The 15,805-nt window shown below is 55.7% G+C and carries 19 protein-coding genes; 12 read left to right on the forward strand and 7 right to left on the reverse strand.

Annotated features, from left to right (window positions below; all coding sequences use genetic code 11):
* Positions 1–66: 66 nt before the first annotated feature.
* The 5 genes from dctP to ACR0DT_RS06490 all read left to right on the forward strand — a co-directional run bounded on the left by dctP (position 67) and on the right by ACR0DT_RS06490 (position 4,447).
* The gene (dctP, locus tag ACR0DT_RS06470; protein ID WP_480710279.1) at positions 67–1,056 is read left to right on the forward strand and encodes a TRAP transporter substrate-binding protein DctP; all 990 of its coding nucleotides are present in this window, start codon (positions 67–69) and stop codon (positions 1,054–1,056) included.
* A gap of 72 nt (positions 1,057–1,128) precedes the next feature.
* The gene (locus tag ACR0DT_RS06475) at positions 1,129–1,743 is read left to right on the forward strand and encodes a TRAP transporter small permease (RefSeq protein ID WP_480627364.1); all 615 of its coding nucleotides are present in this window, start codon (positions 1,129–1,131) and stop codon (positions 1,741–1,743) included.
* The gene (locus ACR0DT_RS06480) at positions 1,740–3,032 is read left to right on the forward strand and encodes a TRAP transporter large permease (protein ID WP_170511078.1); all 1,293 of its coding nucleotides are present in this window, start codon (positions 1,740–1,742) and stop codon (positions 3,030–3,032) included. Before ACR0DT_RS06475 ends, ACR0DT_RS06480 begins: the two co-directional genes overlap by 4 nt.
* 141 nt (positions 3,033–3,173) lie before the next feature.
* Positions 3,174–3,584, forward strand: a complete 411-nt coding sequence (locus tag ACR0DT_RS06485) for a universal stress protein (protein WP_480709952.1) — start codon at positions 3,174–3,176, stop codon at positions 3,582–3,584.
* A 230-nt stretch (positions 3,585–3,814) separates the two neighbouring features.
* Complete coding sequence (locus ACR0DT_RS06490; protein WP_480709953.1) at positions 3,815–4,447, forward strand: tyrosine-type recombinase/integrase; 633 nt, start codon at positions 3,815–3,817, stop codon at positions 4,445–4,447.
* A 160-nt stretch (positions 4,448–4,607) separates the two neighbouring features.
* Here the strand turns inward: ACR0DT_RS06490 and ACR0DT_RS06495 are convergent, their stop codons facing one another.
* Positions 4,608–5,528: a LysR family transcriptional regulator gene (locus ACR0DT_RS06495; RefSeq protein WP_480709954.1), complete on the reverse strand. Its 921-nt coding sequence runs from the start codon at positions 5,526–5,528 to the stop codon at positions 4,608–4,610.
* 115 nt (positions 5,529–5,643) lie between these two features.
* Between ACR0DT_RS06495 and ACR0DT_RS06500 the strand changes: the two genes are divergently transcribed.
* The 4 genes from ACR0DT_RS06500 (at position 5,644) to ACR0DT_RS06515 (ending at position 8,531) form a co-directional block, all read left to right on the forward strand.
* Positions 5,644–6,594 (forward strand): glutathione S-transferase family protein, encoded by a 951-nt coding sequence (locus ACR0DT_RS06500; protein WP_170683961.1) that lies wholly within the window; start codon positions 5,644–5,646, stop codon positions 6,592–6,594.
* Positions 6,594–7,523, forward strand: coding sequence for a DMT family transporter (locus ACR0DT_RS06505; RefSeq protein ID WP_480506372.1), 930 nt, complete (start codon positions 6,594–6,596; stop codon positions 7,521–7,523). Before ACR0DT_RS06500 ends, ACR0DT_RS06505 begins: the two co-directional genes overlap by 1 nt.
* A 39-nt stretch (positions 7,524–7,562) precedes the next feature.
* Positions 7,563–7,940 (forward strand): nuclear transport factor 2 family protein, encoded by a 378-nt coding sequence (locus ACR0DT_RS06510; RefSeq protein ID WP_480506371.1) that lies wholly within the window; start codon positions 7,563–7,565, stop codon positions 7,938–7,940.
* A gap of 93 nt (positions 7,941–8,033) precedes the next feature.
* A complete protein-coding gene (locus ACR0DT_RS06515) occupies positions 8,034–8,531 on the forward strand; it encodes a DUF6653 family protein (protein WP_480709955.1) in 498 nt (165 codons plus the stop codon).
* A 67-nt stretch (positions 8,532–8,598) separates the two neighbouring features.
* On the opposite strand, the gene ACR0DT_RS06520 is transcribed toward ACR0DT_RS06515, so the two are convergent.
* Entirely contained in the window at positions 8,599–9,198 is a 600-nt protein-coding gene (locus ACR0DT_RS06520; protein WP_170451070.1) for an HdeD family acid-resistance protein, read from the reverse strand.
* Between the two features lie 20 nt (positions 9,199–9,218).
* Complete coding sequence (locus ACR0DT_RS06525) at positions 9,219–9,530, reverse strand: hypothetical protein (RefSeq protein WP_170451072.1); 312 nt, start codon at positions 9,528–9,530, stop codon at positions 9,219–9,221.
* 163 nt (positions 9,531–9,693) lie between these two features.
* Between ACR0DT_RS06525 and ACR0DT_RS06530 the strand changes: the two genes are divergently transcribed.
* Both ACR0DT_RS06530 and ACR0DT_RS06535 read left to right on the forward strand, forming a co-directional pair.
* On the forward strand, positions 9,694–11,286 hold the full coding sequence (locus tag ACR0DT_RS06530) for a tetratricopeptide repeat protein (RefSeq protein ID WP_170683955.1): 1,593 nt from the start codon (positions 9,694–9,696) through the stop codon (positions 11,284–11,286).
* A gap of 97 nt (positions 11,287–11,383) precedes the next feature.
* On the forward strand, positions 11,384–11,614 hold the full coding sequence (locus tag ACR0DT_RS06535; RefSeq protein WP_480489035.1) for a hypothetical protein: 231 nt from the start codon (positions 11,384–11,386) through the stop codon (positions 11,612–11,614).
* Positions 11,615–11,863: 249 nt separating this feature from the next.
* Here ACR0DT_RS06535 and ACR0DT_RS06540 read toward each other — a convergent pair whose 3' ends face one another.
* Positions 11,864–12,652, reverse strand: coding sequence for a VOC family protein (locus tag ACR0DT_RS06540; RefSeq protein WP_480529211.1), 789 nt, complete (start codon positions 12,650–12,652; stop codon positions 11,864–11,866).
* Positions 12,653–13,017: 365 nt separating this feature from the next.
* On the reverse strand, positions 13,018–13,443 hold the full coding sequence (locus tag ACR0DT_RS06545; protein WP_170728043.1) for a VOC family protein: 426 nt from the start codon (positions 13,441–13,443) through the stop codon (positions 13,018–13,020).
* Positions 13,444–13,546: 103 nt separating this feature from the next.
* On the opposite strand from ACR0DT_RS06545, the gene ACR0DT_RS06550 reads away from it, so the two are divergent.
* Entirely contained in the window at positions 13,547–14,140 is a 594-nt protein-coding gene (locus ACR0DT_RS06550; protein ID WP_480489031.1) for a TetR/AcrR family transcriptional regulator, read from the forward strand.
* Between the two features lie 333 nt (positions 14,141–14,473).
* On the opposite strand, the gene ACR0DT_RS06555 is transcribed toward ACR0DT_RS06550, so the two are convergent.
* Positions 14,474–14,827 (reverse strand): phosphate-starvation-inducible PsiE family protein, encoded by a 354-nt coding sequence (locus ACR0DT_RS06555; protein ID WP_170738391.1) that lies wholly within the window; start codon positions 14,825–14,827, stop codon positions 14,474–14,476.
* 160 nt (positions 14,828–14,987) lie between these two features.
* Positions 14,988–15,776 (reverse strand): transporter, encoded by a 789-nt coding sequence (locus ACR0DT_RS06560; protein WP_170400928.1) that lies wholly within the window; start codon positions 15,774–15,776, stop codon positions 14,988–14,990.
* Between the last annotated feature and the right edge of the window lie 29 nt (positions 15,777–15,805).

Raw genomic sequence — 15,805 nt, forward strand, 5'->3', positions numbered from 1 at the left:
GGGACACACACCACTGAGGAGGAAACCTTAATGATTACGAAGATTAACCGCCGCGCCCTCGGCGCGATGGGTGGCGCTGTTTTGCTTGCTGCAACCACACTCTCAACAGCAGCCGCAGCGGAAGACATGACACTGCGCTTTGCCGGCGTGTTCCCGATTGACCATCAGGGCACGAAAATGATGGAGCAGGTCGCAGCGGATGTCGCTGCAGCAGACGTCGGACTGAAGATCGAAGTATTCCCGGCAAACCAACTGGGTTCGGGTGAGGCACTGTTCGAAGATGTTGCGCGCGGCAATATCGACCTGGCATCGGCGTTCATCTATGCCGATACCGATCCACGCCTGGAATTCCTGTCCATGCCGTTCTTGCTGGGCGGCTGGGATGACATGGAAAGTACGCTTCTGAACATGGATTCCGAGTTCAACACCATCCTGCAAGAGATCACCGACGAATATGGCGTGCGCGTCATGGCGCAGAATCCGGAAGGGTTCATCGGCATCGTTTCGTCGCAAGAGCCCCAGAACTGGAATACTTTTGACGACAAGGGCATGAACATTCGCGTCTGGTCGTCCAGCGTTGTGAAGTCGATGGTCGAAGAACTGGGTTACCAGGCGACCACCATGGCATGGGGCGACATCTTCCCCGCACTTCAGGCTGGCATTGTCGACGGAGCAATCTGCTGCACGAAGACCGCGACTTACTCGATCTTCGCCAAGTCGGATGTTGGCACCCATTTTGTCGAGTACAATTCGATCTCAGAGCTGACAACCTTCTATGCGTCGCAGCGGACACTCGACAAGCTGAACAACGATCAGCGCGCCGCGCTGCAAGCCGCGATGACCAAGGCGTCCGAAGACTTCTTTGCCTACAATCGTGAGAACGACGAAGTGTTCGGCCAGAAATTGCTCGACAAAGGCTACACCATCCTGCGCCTGAGTGACGAAGAACAAGCTGCGATGGCCGCACATGTCCAGGAAACGGTCTGGCCCGCGATGGCACAAAATGTCGGTCAGGACATCATCGACCGCCTGCTGGCAGCAAAAGAACAGCAATAAACACTGAGAAGAAGGGCCCGCAAATCAGCTGGCCCTTTTTTGGTCTTTGGCTCAACTAAGGGAGGGAGAAAGATGTCTAGTTCTGAAGCTGAACGTCCATTGGTCGTCGAAAGCGCAGAAAAGAAGAGCTCGCAAAAAATCACTGACGAGTTGCCAGTCATTATTGGGTATCCACTGAAAGCAGTGGCTTTTGTCATGAGGCAGATCGTTATGTTTGCCGGTTTCCTGATGGCTTTCACATTTGGGGCAGTTGTTGTCATCCGGTATGGATTTGGAGGTGATCTGTTTGCTTACGAAGAATGGCTTCTGGGCATCAGCATCATCGGCTTTTTTGCAGGTGCTGTTCTGGCCTCTGCCCGCAACCTGCACATCAACGCGGACATTCTTGGCATTGTGATCCAAAACCCTCGGTTGATTTGGTGGCGCGGCTTTGTCGTGCTGACAGTCGAGGTGCTGGTGATCCTATTCCTCATGTACGCCTGCTATGTCTCGCTGCTTGATGACTTCTCATTCCCCCGGTTGCGCGCAACCCCGGTGCTGCGCATCCCATTTGTGACCTGGCGGATAGCAATCATGATTGCCTTTGGCCTCATGGCGACGTTCACGGCGGCATATCTGTACGTGCATATCCGCAAGGGGCTCGGGCTTCCCTTGAGATCAGAAATGCAAAAAGGAGAAACCCAATGATCATCGGAGGAAGTCTCCTAATCGTCTGCTTTATGCTGCTGTTGGGCGTCAGCGTTTATGTAGCATTCGGATCGGTTTTGATTTTCATCGCCCTTGTCGGAGATCAATCCATCACAGGTTACTTGCCCACCGGTTCTACAGGTATCCGATCACTTGTACTTCTGGCGATCCCACTCTTCATGATCGCCGGTGGCATCATGGAAAAAGGTAAAATCGCGGCCCCTCTTGTCTCTCTGGCTGAAATGTTCATTGGCCATATCAAAGGAGGATTAAGCGCGGCTGGGGTGTTGGCCTGCGGTGTGTTTGGCTCCATTTCCGGTAGTGCCAATGCAACGCTGACCTGTATCGGCGGCATCATGATGCCCCACCTGAAAAAGGCCAACTATCCGGGTGGGCAATCGGCGGCTCTGATCGTGGCGGCCAGCCCCTTGGGTCTGTTGATCCCACCGAGTTCGTCTCACATCCTTTATGGCTGGGTTGCACAGCAGCACGTACTGAAGTGCTTTTTGTCCACGGTCATTCCGGCGATCATCCTGATCACTCTTTTGATCGTCGTTAATCAGTTCATGCTGCGGAAGTATGACGACATCAACCTAACGGAACGTCCTAAACCGTTCCTGCCGACATTCGGAGTTCAGGCACGTTTGGCCGGGCCTGCGCTTATGATGCCGCTGATCATTCTGGGCGGGATCTATGGCGGCATAATGACGCCAACCGAGGCTGCGGGTATCGCAGTGGTCTACTCGATCCCGATCGCGATTTACTTCTACCGTGGCCTGACCTGGAAAACCCTGGCCCAGACGATCCAGAATTCCGGTGTTACGATTGGTGTGGTCATGGTCATGATCTTCATGGTTCTGATCGTGTCGGACAACCTGATCTCGCAGGGTGCACCTCAGTTGGCCAAAGATCTGGTCTATTCCGTTTCGGACAATCCGGTCGTCATCCTTCTGATGATCAACGTCGTGATGATCCTGATCGGAATGCTGATGGACGATATTTCGGGTCTGCTTCTGGCGACTCCGATCTTGCTGCCCATCGCGCAGAGCACTGGTATGGATCCGATCCACTTTGCGGCTGTGATTGGCGTGAACCTTGGTATGGCGAACATCACCCCACCAACTGCGCCGCTGCTTTACCTTGGTGCTCAGGTCTGTGATGAGCCGGTTTCACGCATGTTATGGCCGACTTTGATCTTCATAGTCTTTGCATGGCTTCCGACGCTGATGCTGACGACTTTTGTCCCAGAGTTGGCCCTGTTCCTGCCTGATCTCTTGCTCAGCCGGTAGTGGCAAGAAAGCGCAAAAGCCCAAGACGAAATAGCACGCACCCCAACCTTACGGCTGGGGTGCCTGAGCGCCCTCCTAAAGATGAAGTGGGAGAGGCCAGTTCGCAGAAGAAAACTGAAAACCTAAATACGGAGGTTTAAAATGTACAAAAATATTCTAGTCGCGCTGTCTCTGGAGCATGGCATCAGTGAACACGCGCTTGCGGCGGCACATGCCCTTGTATCCGAAGGTGGAAAAATCACTGCCGCGCATATCCATGAGCCCCCAAATAGACAGATAATGTACTATATGGATGAAGGGATCGCAGAAAAATCTCTCCAAAAAGCAAAGGCGCGCTTGGCCGAGCGCCTAACAAGTGAGACCGACGTGTCTTCTATCCTGCTCGAGAGCCAATCGGCAGGTCGCGCAATCACCGAATACGCCAACAAACATGGCATCGACTGTATCGTCCTCGCTTCACATAAACCCGGGATGAAAGAGTTCTTTTTAGGTTCCACGGCTGCTCTCATTGTTCGCCATGCTCAGTGTTCGGTGCATGTACTACGTCTGTGACGCTGGTACCCGCAACATGTTAGCAACTTTACCCTGTGAAATCTGCGGTGATAAGCACGTCTCACGGCAACCTAGGTCTAATTTTGGCGTACCAAAAGAGTTTCATTTTGCGGCATTTGGGAGGTAGGACTCGCGGCCGACCTCGGCGGCAACGCGCCATCCTGTAATATCCTCTTTCGTCAACGTCGGGTTGTCGTTGTGGGCGGGAATGGCGGAAAGGAGGATCAGTTATGGAAACACCAAACTTACCTGCCATTCGCGCGCTTCGCCCAGCTTGGAACAAGGGACGCATCGTCGGTCAAAAACGGCCGTTAAAACCTAAACACGTCTGGGCAATTCGAGTAAGATTGGAGCTCGCAGAGAACCATCGCGACCTCGCTCTCTTCAATATGGCCATCGACAGCAAGTTGCGCGGCTGTGACTTGGTGAAGATGAAAGTCGTTGACATCATGGCCTCTGGTCAGATCAAGGAGCGGGCTTCGGTGCTGCAAAGTAAAACTCAGAAACCGGTCCGCTTCGAAATTTCTGAAGGTACTCGGACCTCCGTCGAGAAGTGGATGAAAGACGAACTCATGATTGGGTCGGAATACCTTTGGCCAGGGCGTTTCCATGAGCGTTTGCACATTTCAACGCGCCAGTATGCGCGGATCGTGCGTGATTGGGTCACGTCTATAGGTTTGGAAGCAAGCGCATATGGCACGCATTCAATGCTGCGGACAAAGGTCACTCAAATTTACAAGAAGACAGGCAATCTGCGCGCGGTACAACTCTTGCTTGGGCATACTAAGATGGACAGTACCGTTCGGTATCTCGGTGTTGAGCTTGAGGATGCACTTGCCATAGCAGAGGCCATTGAAATCTGACTACTATGGGCCGCTTTCGTTAGCGGCCCAATCCAGCCGTTCAAGAATATCCGATTCTGCACTACAGCATTCCCCGAAGAAGACATTGCCGGACTGCCCCGCACTTTGGGTGTTCTTGGTCGGTCCAGGTTTAATGTTAGAGTATCATCGGCCCTTGTCCCTAAAGCGGACCTGCATCCAAATCCCAATAAGGCACGTCGTGCCCGATGCGTTCTACGACGAAATCCAAAAACGCGCGAACTTTCGCTGGCATGTGCTTTCGTTCAGGGAAGACTGCGTACAGCGCCTGTTCAGGCAGGCGATACTCGGGCAGCACCCTGACCAGACGGCCACTGGTCAAGTGGGCTCCGGCAATAAAGGTCGGCAGGCGGCCGATACCAAGACCGTCAAGCAGCACGGTGCACAGGGCTTCACTGTTGTTCACGCGCAGAACACCAGATGTCTGAACGCGCATGTCACCCGCGGGCCCGGCTAAGCGCCATTCCGAAGGGTCGCGCGAATAGGCGTAGTGAAGGCAGGAATGCGCCAGAAGATCCTCAGGTGTTTCTGGCGTTCCGGACTGCGCAAGATAGTCCGGCGCAGCGACAATCACGCTGTGGATCGGGGCGAGTTTGCGTGCGATCAGGGCCGAGTTCGGCAACGTTCCGGCGCGTAAGGCCACGTCGATGCCCCCTTCGACGAGATCGACAAATTTGTCATCCATCGTCAGGTCAATTCTGATCCCCGGATATTGCCTGAGGAATGCAGCAATCATAGGCGCAACATGCAGTTGTCCAAAGGACATGGGTGTACTGAGCCTTAGTAATCCAACCGGTTGCCCCTGCAACGCCGCAACTGCGTCTTCGGCGTCCTGCGCTGCGTCAAGCGCCTGCGCCGCGTGGGCCAGATAGATTTCGCCCGCCTCGGTAAGGGAAATGGACCGTGTCGACCGATGAAAGAGCTGCGTTCCCAGATGGGCCTCCAGCACGCCGATCCGCTTGCTGACCGCTGATTTTGTAAGACCCAGATGCCGGGCGGCGGCTGCGAAACCGCCATGGTCCGCCACGGCCACAAACACAGGGATAGCGCCAATTTCAGTCATGTTTTGCGATCCTTTGGGCGAATTATTCTCACCTATAAGTTTCAAATTCACACGATTATCATCAAATAGAAAGCCTAATAGGTATCTGCATGTCCTGTTAACGCCGGAGGCTGCCATGCCCAAGATGCTTATCAACGGAGTTCTGCGTGACAGACCGCTCGCCTCGGACGGTCGTTTTCACCGCCTGCAAAGCCCATTCACGAGCCACATCAGCGTGCAACCAGGCGCCCCGTTTCCGAACACGCCCGGCCGATACCACCTTTACCTGTCCAAAGCCTGCCCCTGGTGTCATGGCGTCGATCTGATTCTAACTTTGAAAGGCTTACGCAATGCGTTCAGCATCACATGGATGGACCCGGTCATGTCGGAAAACGGCTGGGTCATCGACCAGACGCTGTTCAACGATCAAAGCGGTGTAGAACGCACCCGCTTCCTTTACGAAGTCTATCAGCACGCCAAGCCGGATTACACGGGTCCGATCAGCGTGCCTGTGCTACTGGACACGGATACAGGCCGGATCGTCAGCACCGAATCGGCCGAGATCATGCGCATGCTTCAGACGGCGTTTCCCGATACCGCGGGACCCGATCTTCGCCCGTCCCATCTTTGCGACGAAATCGACCGGATCGCCGAACAAATTCAGTCACCGATCCGCGAAGGCGTCTATCGCGCCGGGTTTGCAACCAGCCAGATCGCGTATGGCGAGGCCGTAACGGCGCTCTTTGCCTGCCTCGACGCGATTGAAGAAACGCTTGGCCAACGCCGGTTCCTAGCCGGAGACGTGCTGACAGAGGTTGACCTGAAGCTGTTTCCGACACTTCTGCGGTTTGACCCGGTCTATGTGACCCACTTCAAGACCGACTACAAACGCATCAGCGACTATGTTGCCCTGTCCCGCTATCTGGCCGACATCATGCGGTTGCCGGGCGTGGCTGACACTGTGGACATGGCCCATATCCGTCAGCACTACTTCCTCAGCCATCGGCACATCAACCCCAGCGGAATTATCCCGATCGGCCCGGCTTCTCTGCGCTTAACCGATGTGCCGGAAATGGGGGCCGCGTGATGCCTGATATTGTCAGAAGATCCCCTGTATCCGCGCTGATCTTGGCCATCGGTGTCCTGGTGGGGGTCAGTTTCACTTTGTCCAAATTCGTCTCGATGGCAGGAATATCAGCTCTGACCGCTTTGTTCTGGCAGGTTTTGCTGGCCAGCATCGCGCTGTTGGCGTTGTGTTTGCTGTCGCAGAAGCGCGTGGCGCTCAACGCGCGGCACATTCCCTATTATGTCGGCGCCGGAGTTTTCGGTGTCAGCGGCCCCGCTGTGATCGGGTTTCTGGTGCTGGAGCATGTGAGCCTTGGGTTCTATTCCGCCCTCGTCACGCTGTCACCGCTGTTTACCTTTGCGATAACGGCACTGATCGCGCGCAGGATGCTGCCGTTGCACCGCCTGGTTGGTATTCTGATCGGCCTTGCCGGGGTCAGCCTTGCCACCATGGGTGGGTTTGACCTGTCGGGAGTCGAGCCGGCGTGGATTGCCCTGTCGCTTTTGGGGCCCTTGTTTCTGGCCTGCGGCAACGTCTTTCGCAGCTATGCCTACCCGCCCGGCGGCGATCCGTTGGGGCTGGCGACCGGAACGCTTCTGTCACAGCTGTTGCTGATTTCCGCCCTAATACTGGGACGCGGCACCACAATCAGCGACGTCTCGGTGCCCCCTGCCCTGCTTGGCGCAATCTTCGGCATCGGATCCATCACTGCGCTCAGCTATGCGCTGACCTTCGAAGTACAGCGGCGCACGGATGGCGTTGGGTTCGCCCAGGTCGGCTATTTTGCCACGCTTTCCGGCATCGCAATCGGGGCAATTGTCTTTCGGGAACCTCTTGGCCTTGGGCTGCTGGGGTCCCTCGCAATCCTGTTCCTTGGGCTAGCCGTCACCAACGGTCACCTGAAACTCCCAACGGTCCTGCATCGAGGGTCACAGGCCAACCAGACTTAGACCCACCGATAACTTTCAAACAGAAAAGGAAACCAAAACATGCAAATCACTGCCCCCACCACAGCGGCCCACGCGCCCCGGATCGCGTCCCTTTATACCGCGGTTGACGCGCTCGACGAAGCGGGCGTTGTTGAGCATGTCACCGAAGACGTGCAATTCCAGCTTGGCAATTTTGAACAGATTGACGGGTGCATAGCCGTGCAAGCCGCGAACGCGGATTTCTTTGCCACGATCCAGGGTATGCAACATACCATCACCGGCATCTGGTCCAGCGGCGATACCGCGTTCTGCGACGGCACCGTACACTATACGCGCAAGGATCAAAGCACACACGACGTGCGCTTTGCTGCAAGGTTCAACTTTCGCGAGGATAGGATCGCGGAATACCGAGTGTATGTGGATATCTCGGGTCTTTGACGCCCCTGGTTAGGGCGGCGCGCATTGCCTGCCGCTCTGGCCGACACAGACAGAAACGGCCATAATTGCGATCCAGCTTCGGAAGAGGGTTCGATGACCGATCGCAGCATTCTGGAACAGCTCATGACGATGTCCGACGACGTCTGGGACCGGCACACAAACCCGTGGAGCGGCTGGAGCCGCCTGAGCATCCCTCCCCTGTTCGTTCTGGCCGTCTGGAGCCGGGTTTGGCTGGGCTGGTGGTGCCTTGTTCCAATCGGGATTGTTGTCTTCTGGACATGGTGGAACCCGCGCGCCTTCAGCAAAACGGGCAACGCGGATAACTGGATGTCAAAGGGAGTGCTTGGGGAACGGATTTGGCTTGCGCGGGCGAAATCGCCGATCCCTGCAAGGCACCGCCGGATGACTCTTATTCTGGCCGCAGTCAGCGCGGTCGGAATCGGCCCCTTGGTCTGGGGGCTTTGGCAGCTTCAATTCTGGCCGACGCTTCTGGGGTTGCTGCTGGTTATGGGTGGGAAGCTGTGGTTTCTGGACCGCATGGTCTGGCTGTTTGAAGACACTCGGGCAGCAAGCACCTGGCAAGGAAAATAGCGGCGCTGTGAAAACGGAAAGCAGGAGCATCAGATGCCCCTGCCATTCCGGGTCTGCCAGGACACGCTTAAGCTTGTGGACCCCCATGCGCCGAGGACCGCTGCGACAGCCCCAAAGACATCAGGGACACACCGGCGAATATCAGGTTCAGGCCGGCAAGAACCCCCAGCAGAACAAGGGACGAGCCATTGACGATACCGGTCAGGATCAGGCCGCCAAGCAGGATGGCCATCGCGCCGGACGCAATCATCAGCGCCATGGGCCGCTCCTGACGCGACCGAATGGCAATTACGATCCGCAACACACCTTCGGCCAGAAAAACCGCGCCAAGCGCAAGGGTCAGTGCCAGAACGCCGCCGAACGGATCAAGCAACAGAACAAGCCCCGCAAGCGCGTTCAGAACACCGATGGCCAACAGCCAGAAGAACCCTTTCCACGCCTTTTCCGCAAATGCCTGAATCGCTGTGACGATGCCTCCGCCCAGCAGGGCCACGCCGACAAAGGCTTCGACAGCGAGCGTGGACATCAGCGGGAAGGCTACGGCGCACAGCCCTACACAGAGCATGGCGACGCCGAGCACAATCAGCCAGACCGGTCGAGGCTGCCAACCGGCGACCTCTTCCATGAGCGCGGGTTTCGGCACGGTTTCATTAACTGAATCAGTCATGTCGACCTCCAGGATCAGGGTCAGGCGACCGACTTGTCGAGATGATCGCGATAGGCGGCAACGGCGGCGTGCAAGGCTTCCCAATGGTTCTTCGCCTGATCATGCGCGTCCGTCACAGCGTCTTCGCCTTCTTTCTGGATGCGATCGGCAAGGTCAGTGACCTTGTCTTTTGCTTCCTGCAGATCGGATTGCAGCTTTGTCACCTGCTCCTGGGTCCACTTGTCGGTCGCGTCGCCCGCGTCCTTGACCTTCTGTTCGAACGATTTCAGCTCGTCCTCGACACGGGTATAGTCGTCTTTGGCTTTCTGTACGAATTCGGAAAATGTTGTCATGGTTCAGTCCTTTCATGGGTCATATGTTTGCTGGGCTCTTTTGAGCGCCATGGCCCAGACCCTCGCAGATCCACGGCCCGCATCCGAGTGAGTCACGGTTAAACCGCCGGGTTGTCTTGTGACGCGGCCCGTCATCGGACAAAGTTGAGCGACGGAGGGAAACATGCTTGCCGAAGTAAGCTCTGCCATCGATCCAAGCGCTATTCAGGAACAGTTGAAGCGCGTCCTCGTCAGTCCGCATTTCGCGGATACCACGCGCCTGAACCGCTTTCTGTCGCATATTGTCGGCGAAGCGCTAGCGGGTCGGTCCGAGACGCTGAAAGGCTATGCAATCGGCATTGACGTTTTCGACAAGCCCGAGGATTTCGACCCCACCATCGACACGATCGTTCGGGTTCAGGCCAATAAAATGCGCAGCCGGCTGGATCTCTATTACGCTCAGGAAGGGCGCGAGGACCCGGTTCGAATACATATTCCCAAGGGGTCCTACGCCCCGGTTTTTGAGATCGCGTTTGACCCCGAACGCCGGACCGATGCCGAAACGCCCCCGGCGGCAACCGGACGGGTCGCGGTGGCCGTGATGCCCTTTGACAACTTGAGCGGAGACCCGTCGCAGGAATATCTGGCCGATGGGTTTACCGAGGAAATCATCTCGGCCATCGCCCGGTTTCGCGAGGTGAGCGTGCTGTCCCGGCACGTCACCTTTCGCTTTCGCGGCCGCGGCCGCGATCCGCGCGCGGTCGGAAGCGAACTCGACGTCCAATATCTGGTCGAAGGCAGCGTGCGACATTGGGACAACAAGCTGCGCGTCACCGCCCAGCTTATTGACGCGGAAACCGGCCAACAGGTTTCCGCGGACACTTATGACCGCGACCTGAGCGCGGACAGCCTATTTGAAATTCAGGACGATATCGCCGCCCGGATCGCCACGGAAATCGCGGAACCCCACGGAGTGATCCATCGAACAGGTGCAGTGCAGCGCAGGGCACAGACGCACACGCTGGATGCCTATCAGTGCAGGTTGCTGGCCACCGAATACTGGCGTGAACCCACGGTTAAAAAACACAAGAAGGTCCGCGACCTGCTGGAGCGCGCCGTTGAGATTGATCCCGAATATGCCGGCGCCTGGGGGATGCTCGCGATTGTCTACGGCGACGAACTGCGCGGCGGGTTCAATTTTCGCAAGTCCCCCCCGCCCTTTGATCGCGCGCTGGAGGCCGCACAGCGGTCGGTCGCTCTGGATCCGCTGAACGCAACCGGCCAGCACGCGTTGTTTTTGACCCATTTTCATCGTGGAGAGTTCGAAAGCTTTGAAGAAGCGGCCGCTAAAGCATTGCGGGCCAATCCGAATTATCCAGACATGTTGGCCGATCTGGCGGCCTGCTTTGCGTTGCGCGGCGATCTTGAACAGGCCGCGAGACTGAGCGCCCGCGCGATCGAGCTGAGCCCCAACCCGCCCGGCTGGTACCACGCAAGCACGTTCCTGATCTGTTTCATGAAAGATGATTACAGCGGCGCGCGTTCAGCGGCGCGCAAAGTCGGTGGTGGCATGTGGAATGGTTCTGAAGTGCTTGAGCTTATGTGCATCCCTTACACGGAACCGGACGCCGACCTGGATTCAACCCTGTTGGCCCTGAAGACCAACATTCCCGATGTTGACCGTTTTATCCAGACGCTCTACGCGATCTGGCATGTGCCATCTGACATCTCACAGAAAATGACTGAGGCGCTGCGCGCAACCGGGGCGCTGGACTGAGGTCCGGCCGTCAGGAATTTAACGGTGACTCACTCTGCCCGTTCGACCACTGTGCGTAGGCTGGTCCTGACATCGCAAACAGACCCGGAACCAACCAATGCTAACTCTGCCTCAGCGCCTTGATCTTATGAAACTCGCAACGGACATCGCAAAAACCAAGGCCAGCTGGTCCGAAGAAAAGCCGACCAAACTGGAAGAGGAAATCCTATCCATTTATGAGAGGCTCAGGCCAGGTGTTGAAAGCGGCAGCGCCTTTGAGAACACCAGCATGTCCGATGTAAAAACCGCGGTTGATGTCGCCTCGACCATCGACGAATTTCTCGATTAGCCGGCCCTACTTCACAAACCCAATCCACGCCGACTCTCATCAGGATGTTGTATGTGTGCAATTCCAACAACTATCAAGTGCGATCGCCCCAACCCGAACCTTAAGCATAGTTCTCTTACACGACGGTAGCGGCACGCTTTCCTGTATTCGCTGCGATTGCGAAAGCTAGCACCAAGATCGGATTTGAGATTTTTGACCCACTTGAGGATGCCGTTATAGACAATAGACTGCGAACCTTGCGACCGAGCATCAATTCTGGACGACACAGCACAATGCCCCAGTTGCATCGCATACCAGACCCTTCTCAAAAGTATTTTTATTTTTCTGATGACGAGCAAGCACGGAACCTGAGCCTGAGTTGATCTTGCTGAGCGCGTTTTCGAGAAATTGGACGCGAACACCCGGCGCCCACGCAACGTTGTTGTTGGGAGCTGCAGGTTCCGCTGCACATATCGCCAACACGTCCTTATTCAAACTAATCAGTCTCTGTGACGAAGGTACGTTTCTAGCAGGTGAGAGATTCCATCCGAACATTTGGTGGTAGAAGTTGTCCGGGAATGCGCCGCCGCGAGATAGGTAGTGTTCGTGCGTAAACTGACGAGCGGGGACAGGATAGTCGTGACGCGAAACAGATATACCGAAGAACGCGCCAAGCGGATCACGCAAGAGGCAGTTCTGACCAACCCCTGGAACTTCAAAGGGCGGTTTCACTACCGATCCTTTGAGATGGGCGGCGAGCTTGGCAGCCTGATCTACGTCTTCGACCTCAATATAAGGAATCCAGCCTTCAAAGGACACCTGATTTTGAGAAACGACCCCGGCCCCTGCCTCTCCATCGAGAGTGGCGAGGACAAAATCTCGATGGCCGCCGCCCCATGCGAAATCTGTGGCGTGTTCGACAATATAGCTCCAACCTGCCACGCTTTCGTAAAATGACCTGGAAGCTTCCACATCAGGCGTGAAAAGATCGTGCCAGACAACTCGGCCAACTTTTTCTTTTGTCACCGCGACTTCATCCAAACTGCTTCCGTTCGCCATAACTCTCGTTTGCGGTCCAAATATTGATGCAGATCAATTTGCGCGGTTCTGGTCCGTGAAATCACTTAATTCAGTGGCTCCGTTGGCGGTCAGCCATTCTGCAAATTTACCCATAGCATCCGTTGCGGGGCGATCCGAAGGCTAGGCGAAGCAATATTTACCAGCGTTAACGGCTTCACTGAAGGGTTGTATCAGGCGGCCGTGTTCGGTGTAGCGTTCGAACATGGGCACAGATAATAAGGCCGCCCCAGTACCAAAGGTGGCCAACTCGGCAAAGGCCACTGATCTGTCCAGAATTGGTCGCTTTACACGCGGGCAAATCGTTCCAACTGCTTCGAACCAACCTGGCCATCCGGCACCCTGAATTACGACGGTACCGCGTCGGCTGCATATTGAGACAGGAATTCCTCTGAGGGTGGGATCTGAGTGATAACATCAATCAGTACCCCGTTTGGATCGCGATATATCGCATGGCGTTGGCCAAACGGCTCGCTCACAAGTGACTTTGCCACCGGAACTCCTTCCGACCGAAGTCGTTCATCCACTTTGTCGACATCCTCGACTTCAAAATTGAGGATCATGCCCTTAGACGCACCGCGGGAAACCTCCGGGATCGTCTCGTGGTCCGACTGGACGATCGCGAGATTGACCGACGGATCCGCTTCACTTTGTAGATGCACATACCAATCCGCCTCGAACGCTGCGCGGAAGCCAAAGTGACGTTTATAGAACTCTGCCGTCTCAGAAACCGTCTCAGACTGAATGACCGGATAATATTGAGTGACACGCATTTTTGATCTCCTTAACTTACATGCACTTTGTATGTATCATCAATTTGCAAATACATGCAAGATGTATGTAAGGTGCTTGTAGTGATATTCGGAGCCGTTAAATTTGCCCCCAGAAAAACCCGCCCGACGCAGCCAGGCAGACCGACGCGCCGAAACGCGTGCCAAACTCGTAGAGGCTGCCCGCAAATTGTTTGTGGATTCGGGATTTGCCGACACTGCAACCCCAGACATCGTACGTAAAGCCAGCGTCACCCGCGGCGCGCTGTATCATCATTTCAAGGACAAGGCTGACCTTTTCCGCGCCGTCGCAGAAGAGGAGGCCAAAGCAATCTCACACCATATTGACCAGGAAACGCGCAATGTGGCCGATCCCGAACAGGCCATGATGGCAGGATCGAATGCCTTTTTTGATGCGATGTTGGTTCCAGGTCGGGTGCGCCTCCTGATGGAAGAGGCCCCAGCGGTATTAGGGCACAGCACCGCTGTCGCGTTGACCCGGGCCAATGGAACAGAGGAACTTCGTGAAGGGCTTTCGCGGGCTCTTCCTAAGCATTCACCAAAACAGATCGATGCTTTGACTAATTTGTTGTCGGCCGCGTTTGATCGCGCCGCTCTTGAGATCGCCTATGGGGGCGATCCGGAGGTCTACAAGGAGGTTATGAACCATTTGATTGGTGAAGTACTCAAGGGCAACTAGCAGACCTCGGAAGCCCCGCAGTATGGGTCCCTACCCTTTCTTCCGTGAGTTACTCGGCCCATAGCTGCCTTTCACCGGTTGGTCGAGACACTGCGACCGCGCCCGCATTCCGGTCATTCGCTGCAAGTGCAAATTTTGGCGCTGCACAAACTCACAGGTTGCGGGACAAAGGGAACTTTCACCGGGCAGGTGCCAAGGTCTGCTTCCGGATTTCTTTAAGATTTTCGAGCGTTTCTTCTTTGGCTGAATAAGGAGGCGATTGCGGCTTCAAAAAAACACTAATGTCGGCGATCTCGCTTATGCCAGCGTCGATACAGGCGTCCTTTGAAATATCTACTTGCCACGCCACAGCAACCAATACGTGACACCAAACGCCAGACCGAGTCCAGAATACCCAACGAAATAAAGCGGCTCCAGGTCCGTCGTATCGAGTGTAATGACCTTTCTGGCAACGGCCATCAGGGCAGTTGCAACTACCAGCTTCACATGTATGACATCGGCCGTCAGGTAGAGCGTGACATTCGTGTAAATCTCGATAGCGATCAGCACAACAAGCGCGGCCGCAAAAACCTCCAACAGAACACTGACGTCAAGAATCAGGGCCGGTGGACTTACAAGCTTGATGTAGAACGAGTAACCGGCGTCGATGACGGCAAATCCGATCACAACGACCATGAACAAAGACATCACCCGAACGGCGTGTCGAATGAGCCGATTGCAGCTTCTGACAATCAGATCCTAATGGTCAGGGTCAAGCTCGACATGCGCTTGCGCATTGCGTTGCATCTGATCGGCCATCAAGACCTCCCTATTTTCGACGTTTCATAAAAAGTTCTTCAGCCAAACGTCAGCGCCCTCTGGGCAAGACGACCTGAGCCTGCAAACGCAAGCGAACGCCTTCGGCACCCACTTCGGGCGCTTCGAGCCAATAGCCCGCCCCCGCTTGCAGATTGACCGGCAGCGCCCCCCATTGGACCAGCTTGGAGACCGAAGCGTTTATAGGCACAGCCCAGGCATCAGTTTCCCAGTCATAGGCGCTTTCGCTTTGCAGCGAATAGGTCCACGCGCCTTCGGTGGAATAAGCAAGAAAGGGCTGGACAAAACTCACATTCGTGGGGGTGTCGGGGTTGCTTTCTAGATCCCACAGATGATTGGCCAGCGCACCATAGGTCCACGGACCGGTCTGTCGCAGTGCAATGCCGGTGATCCCAGCAGCCCATGTATCACTCGATACGTCGCTAAAGGTTGGAAAGCGCACAACGGGACCCACGCCCCACGTTATGTCCCCGGTTCCGATTGGCGAGAACCACGCAGAGAAAAGGATATCTCCGAACCCCTCCTGGCGTGTGCCCGGCACAACGTCTTCCTGCCAGATGTAAGGAATGATAGTTCGGGTGATCAGGTTAAGGTCATCGTTCAGTTGAAAGGGCACGACTGGTTGAAAGTTCAGCGTGGTGCGCGAGCCCTGATCAGAGACGCCCAGATTTTCATCATGGTTCAATTGAAACGGAACCGAGACGATTGCCGCAAGCGGGTTGGCCAGTTCCTGGGCCAGATCGGATGCCTCGTCTGCAACGGTTGTGGTTCCGGCACTGGCTGCAAAAAGCAGCCCCATAAGAGTATGGGATCGACGCATAGCCGTGTACTCCTTTTGAAATGCAGGTT

It is taken from the genome of Ruegeria sp. BI11, assembly GCF_056538005.1.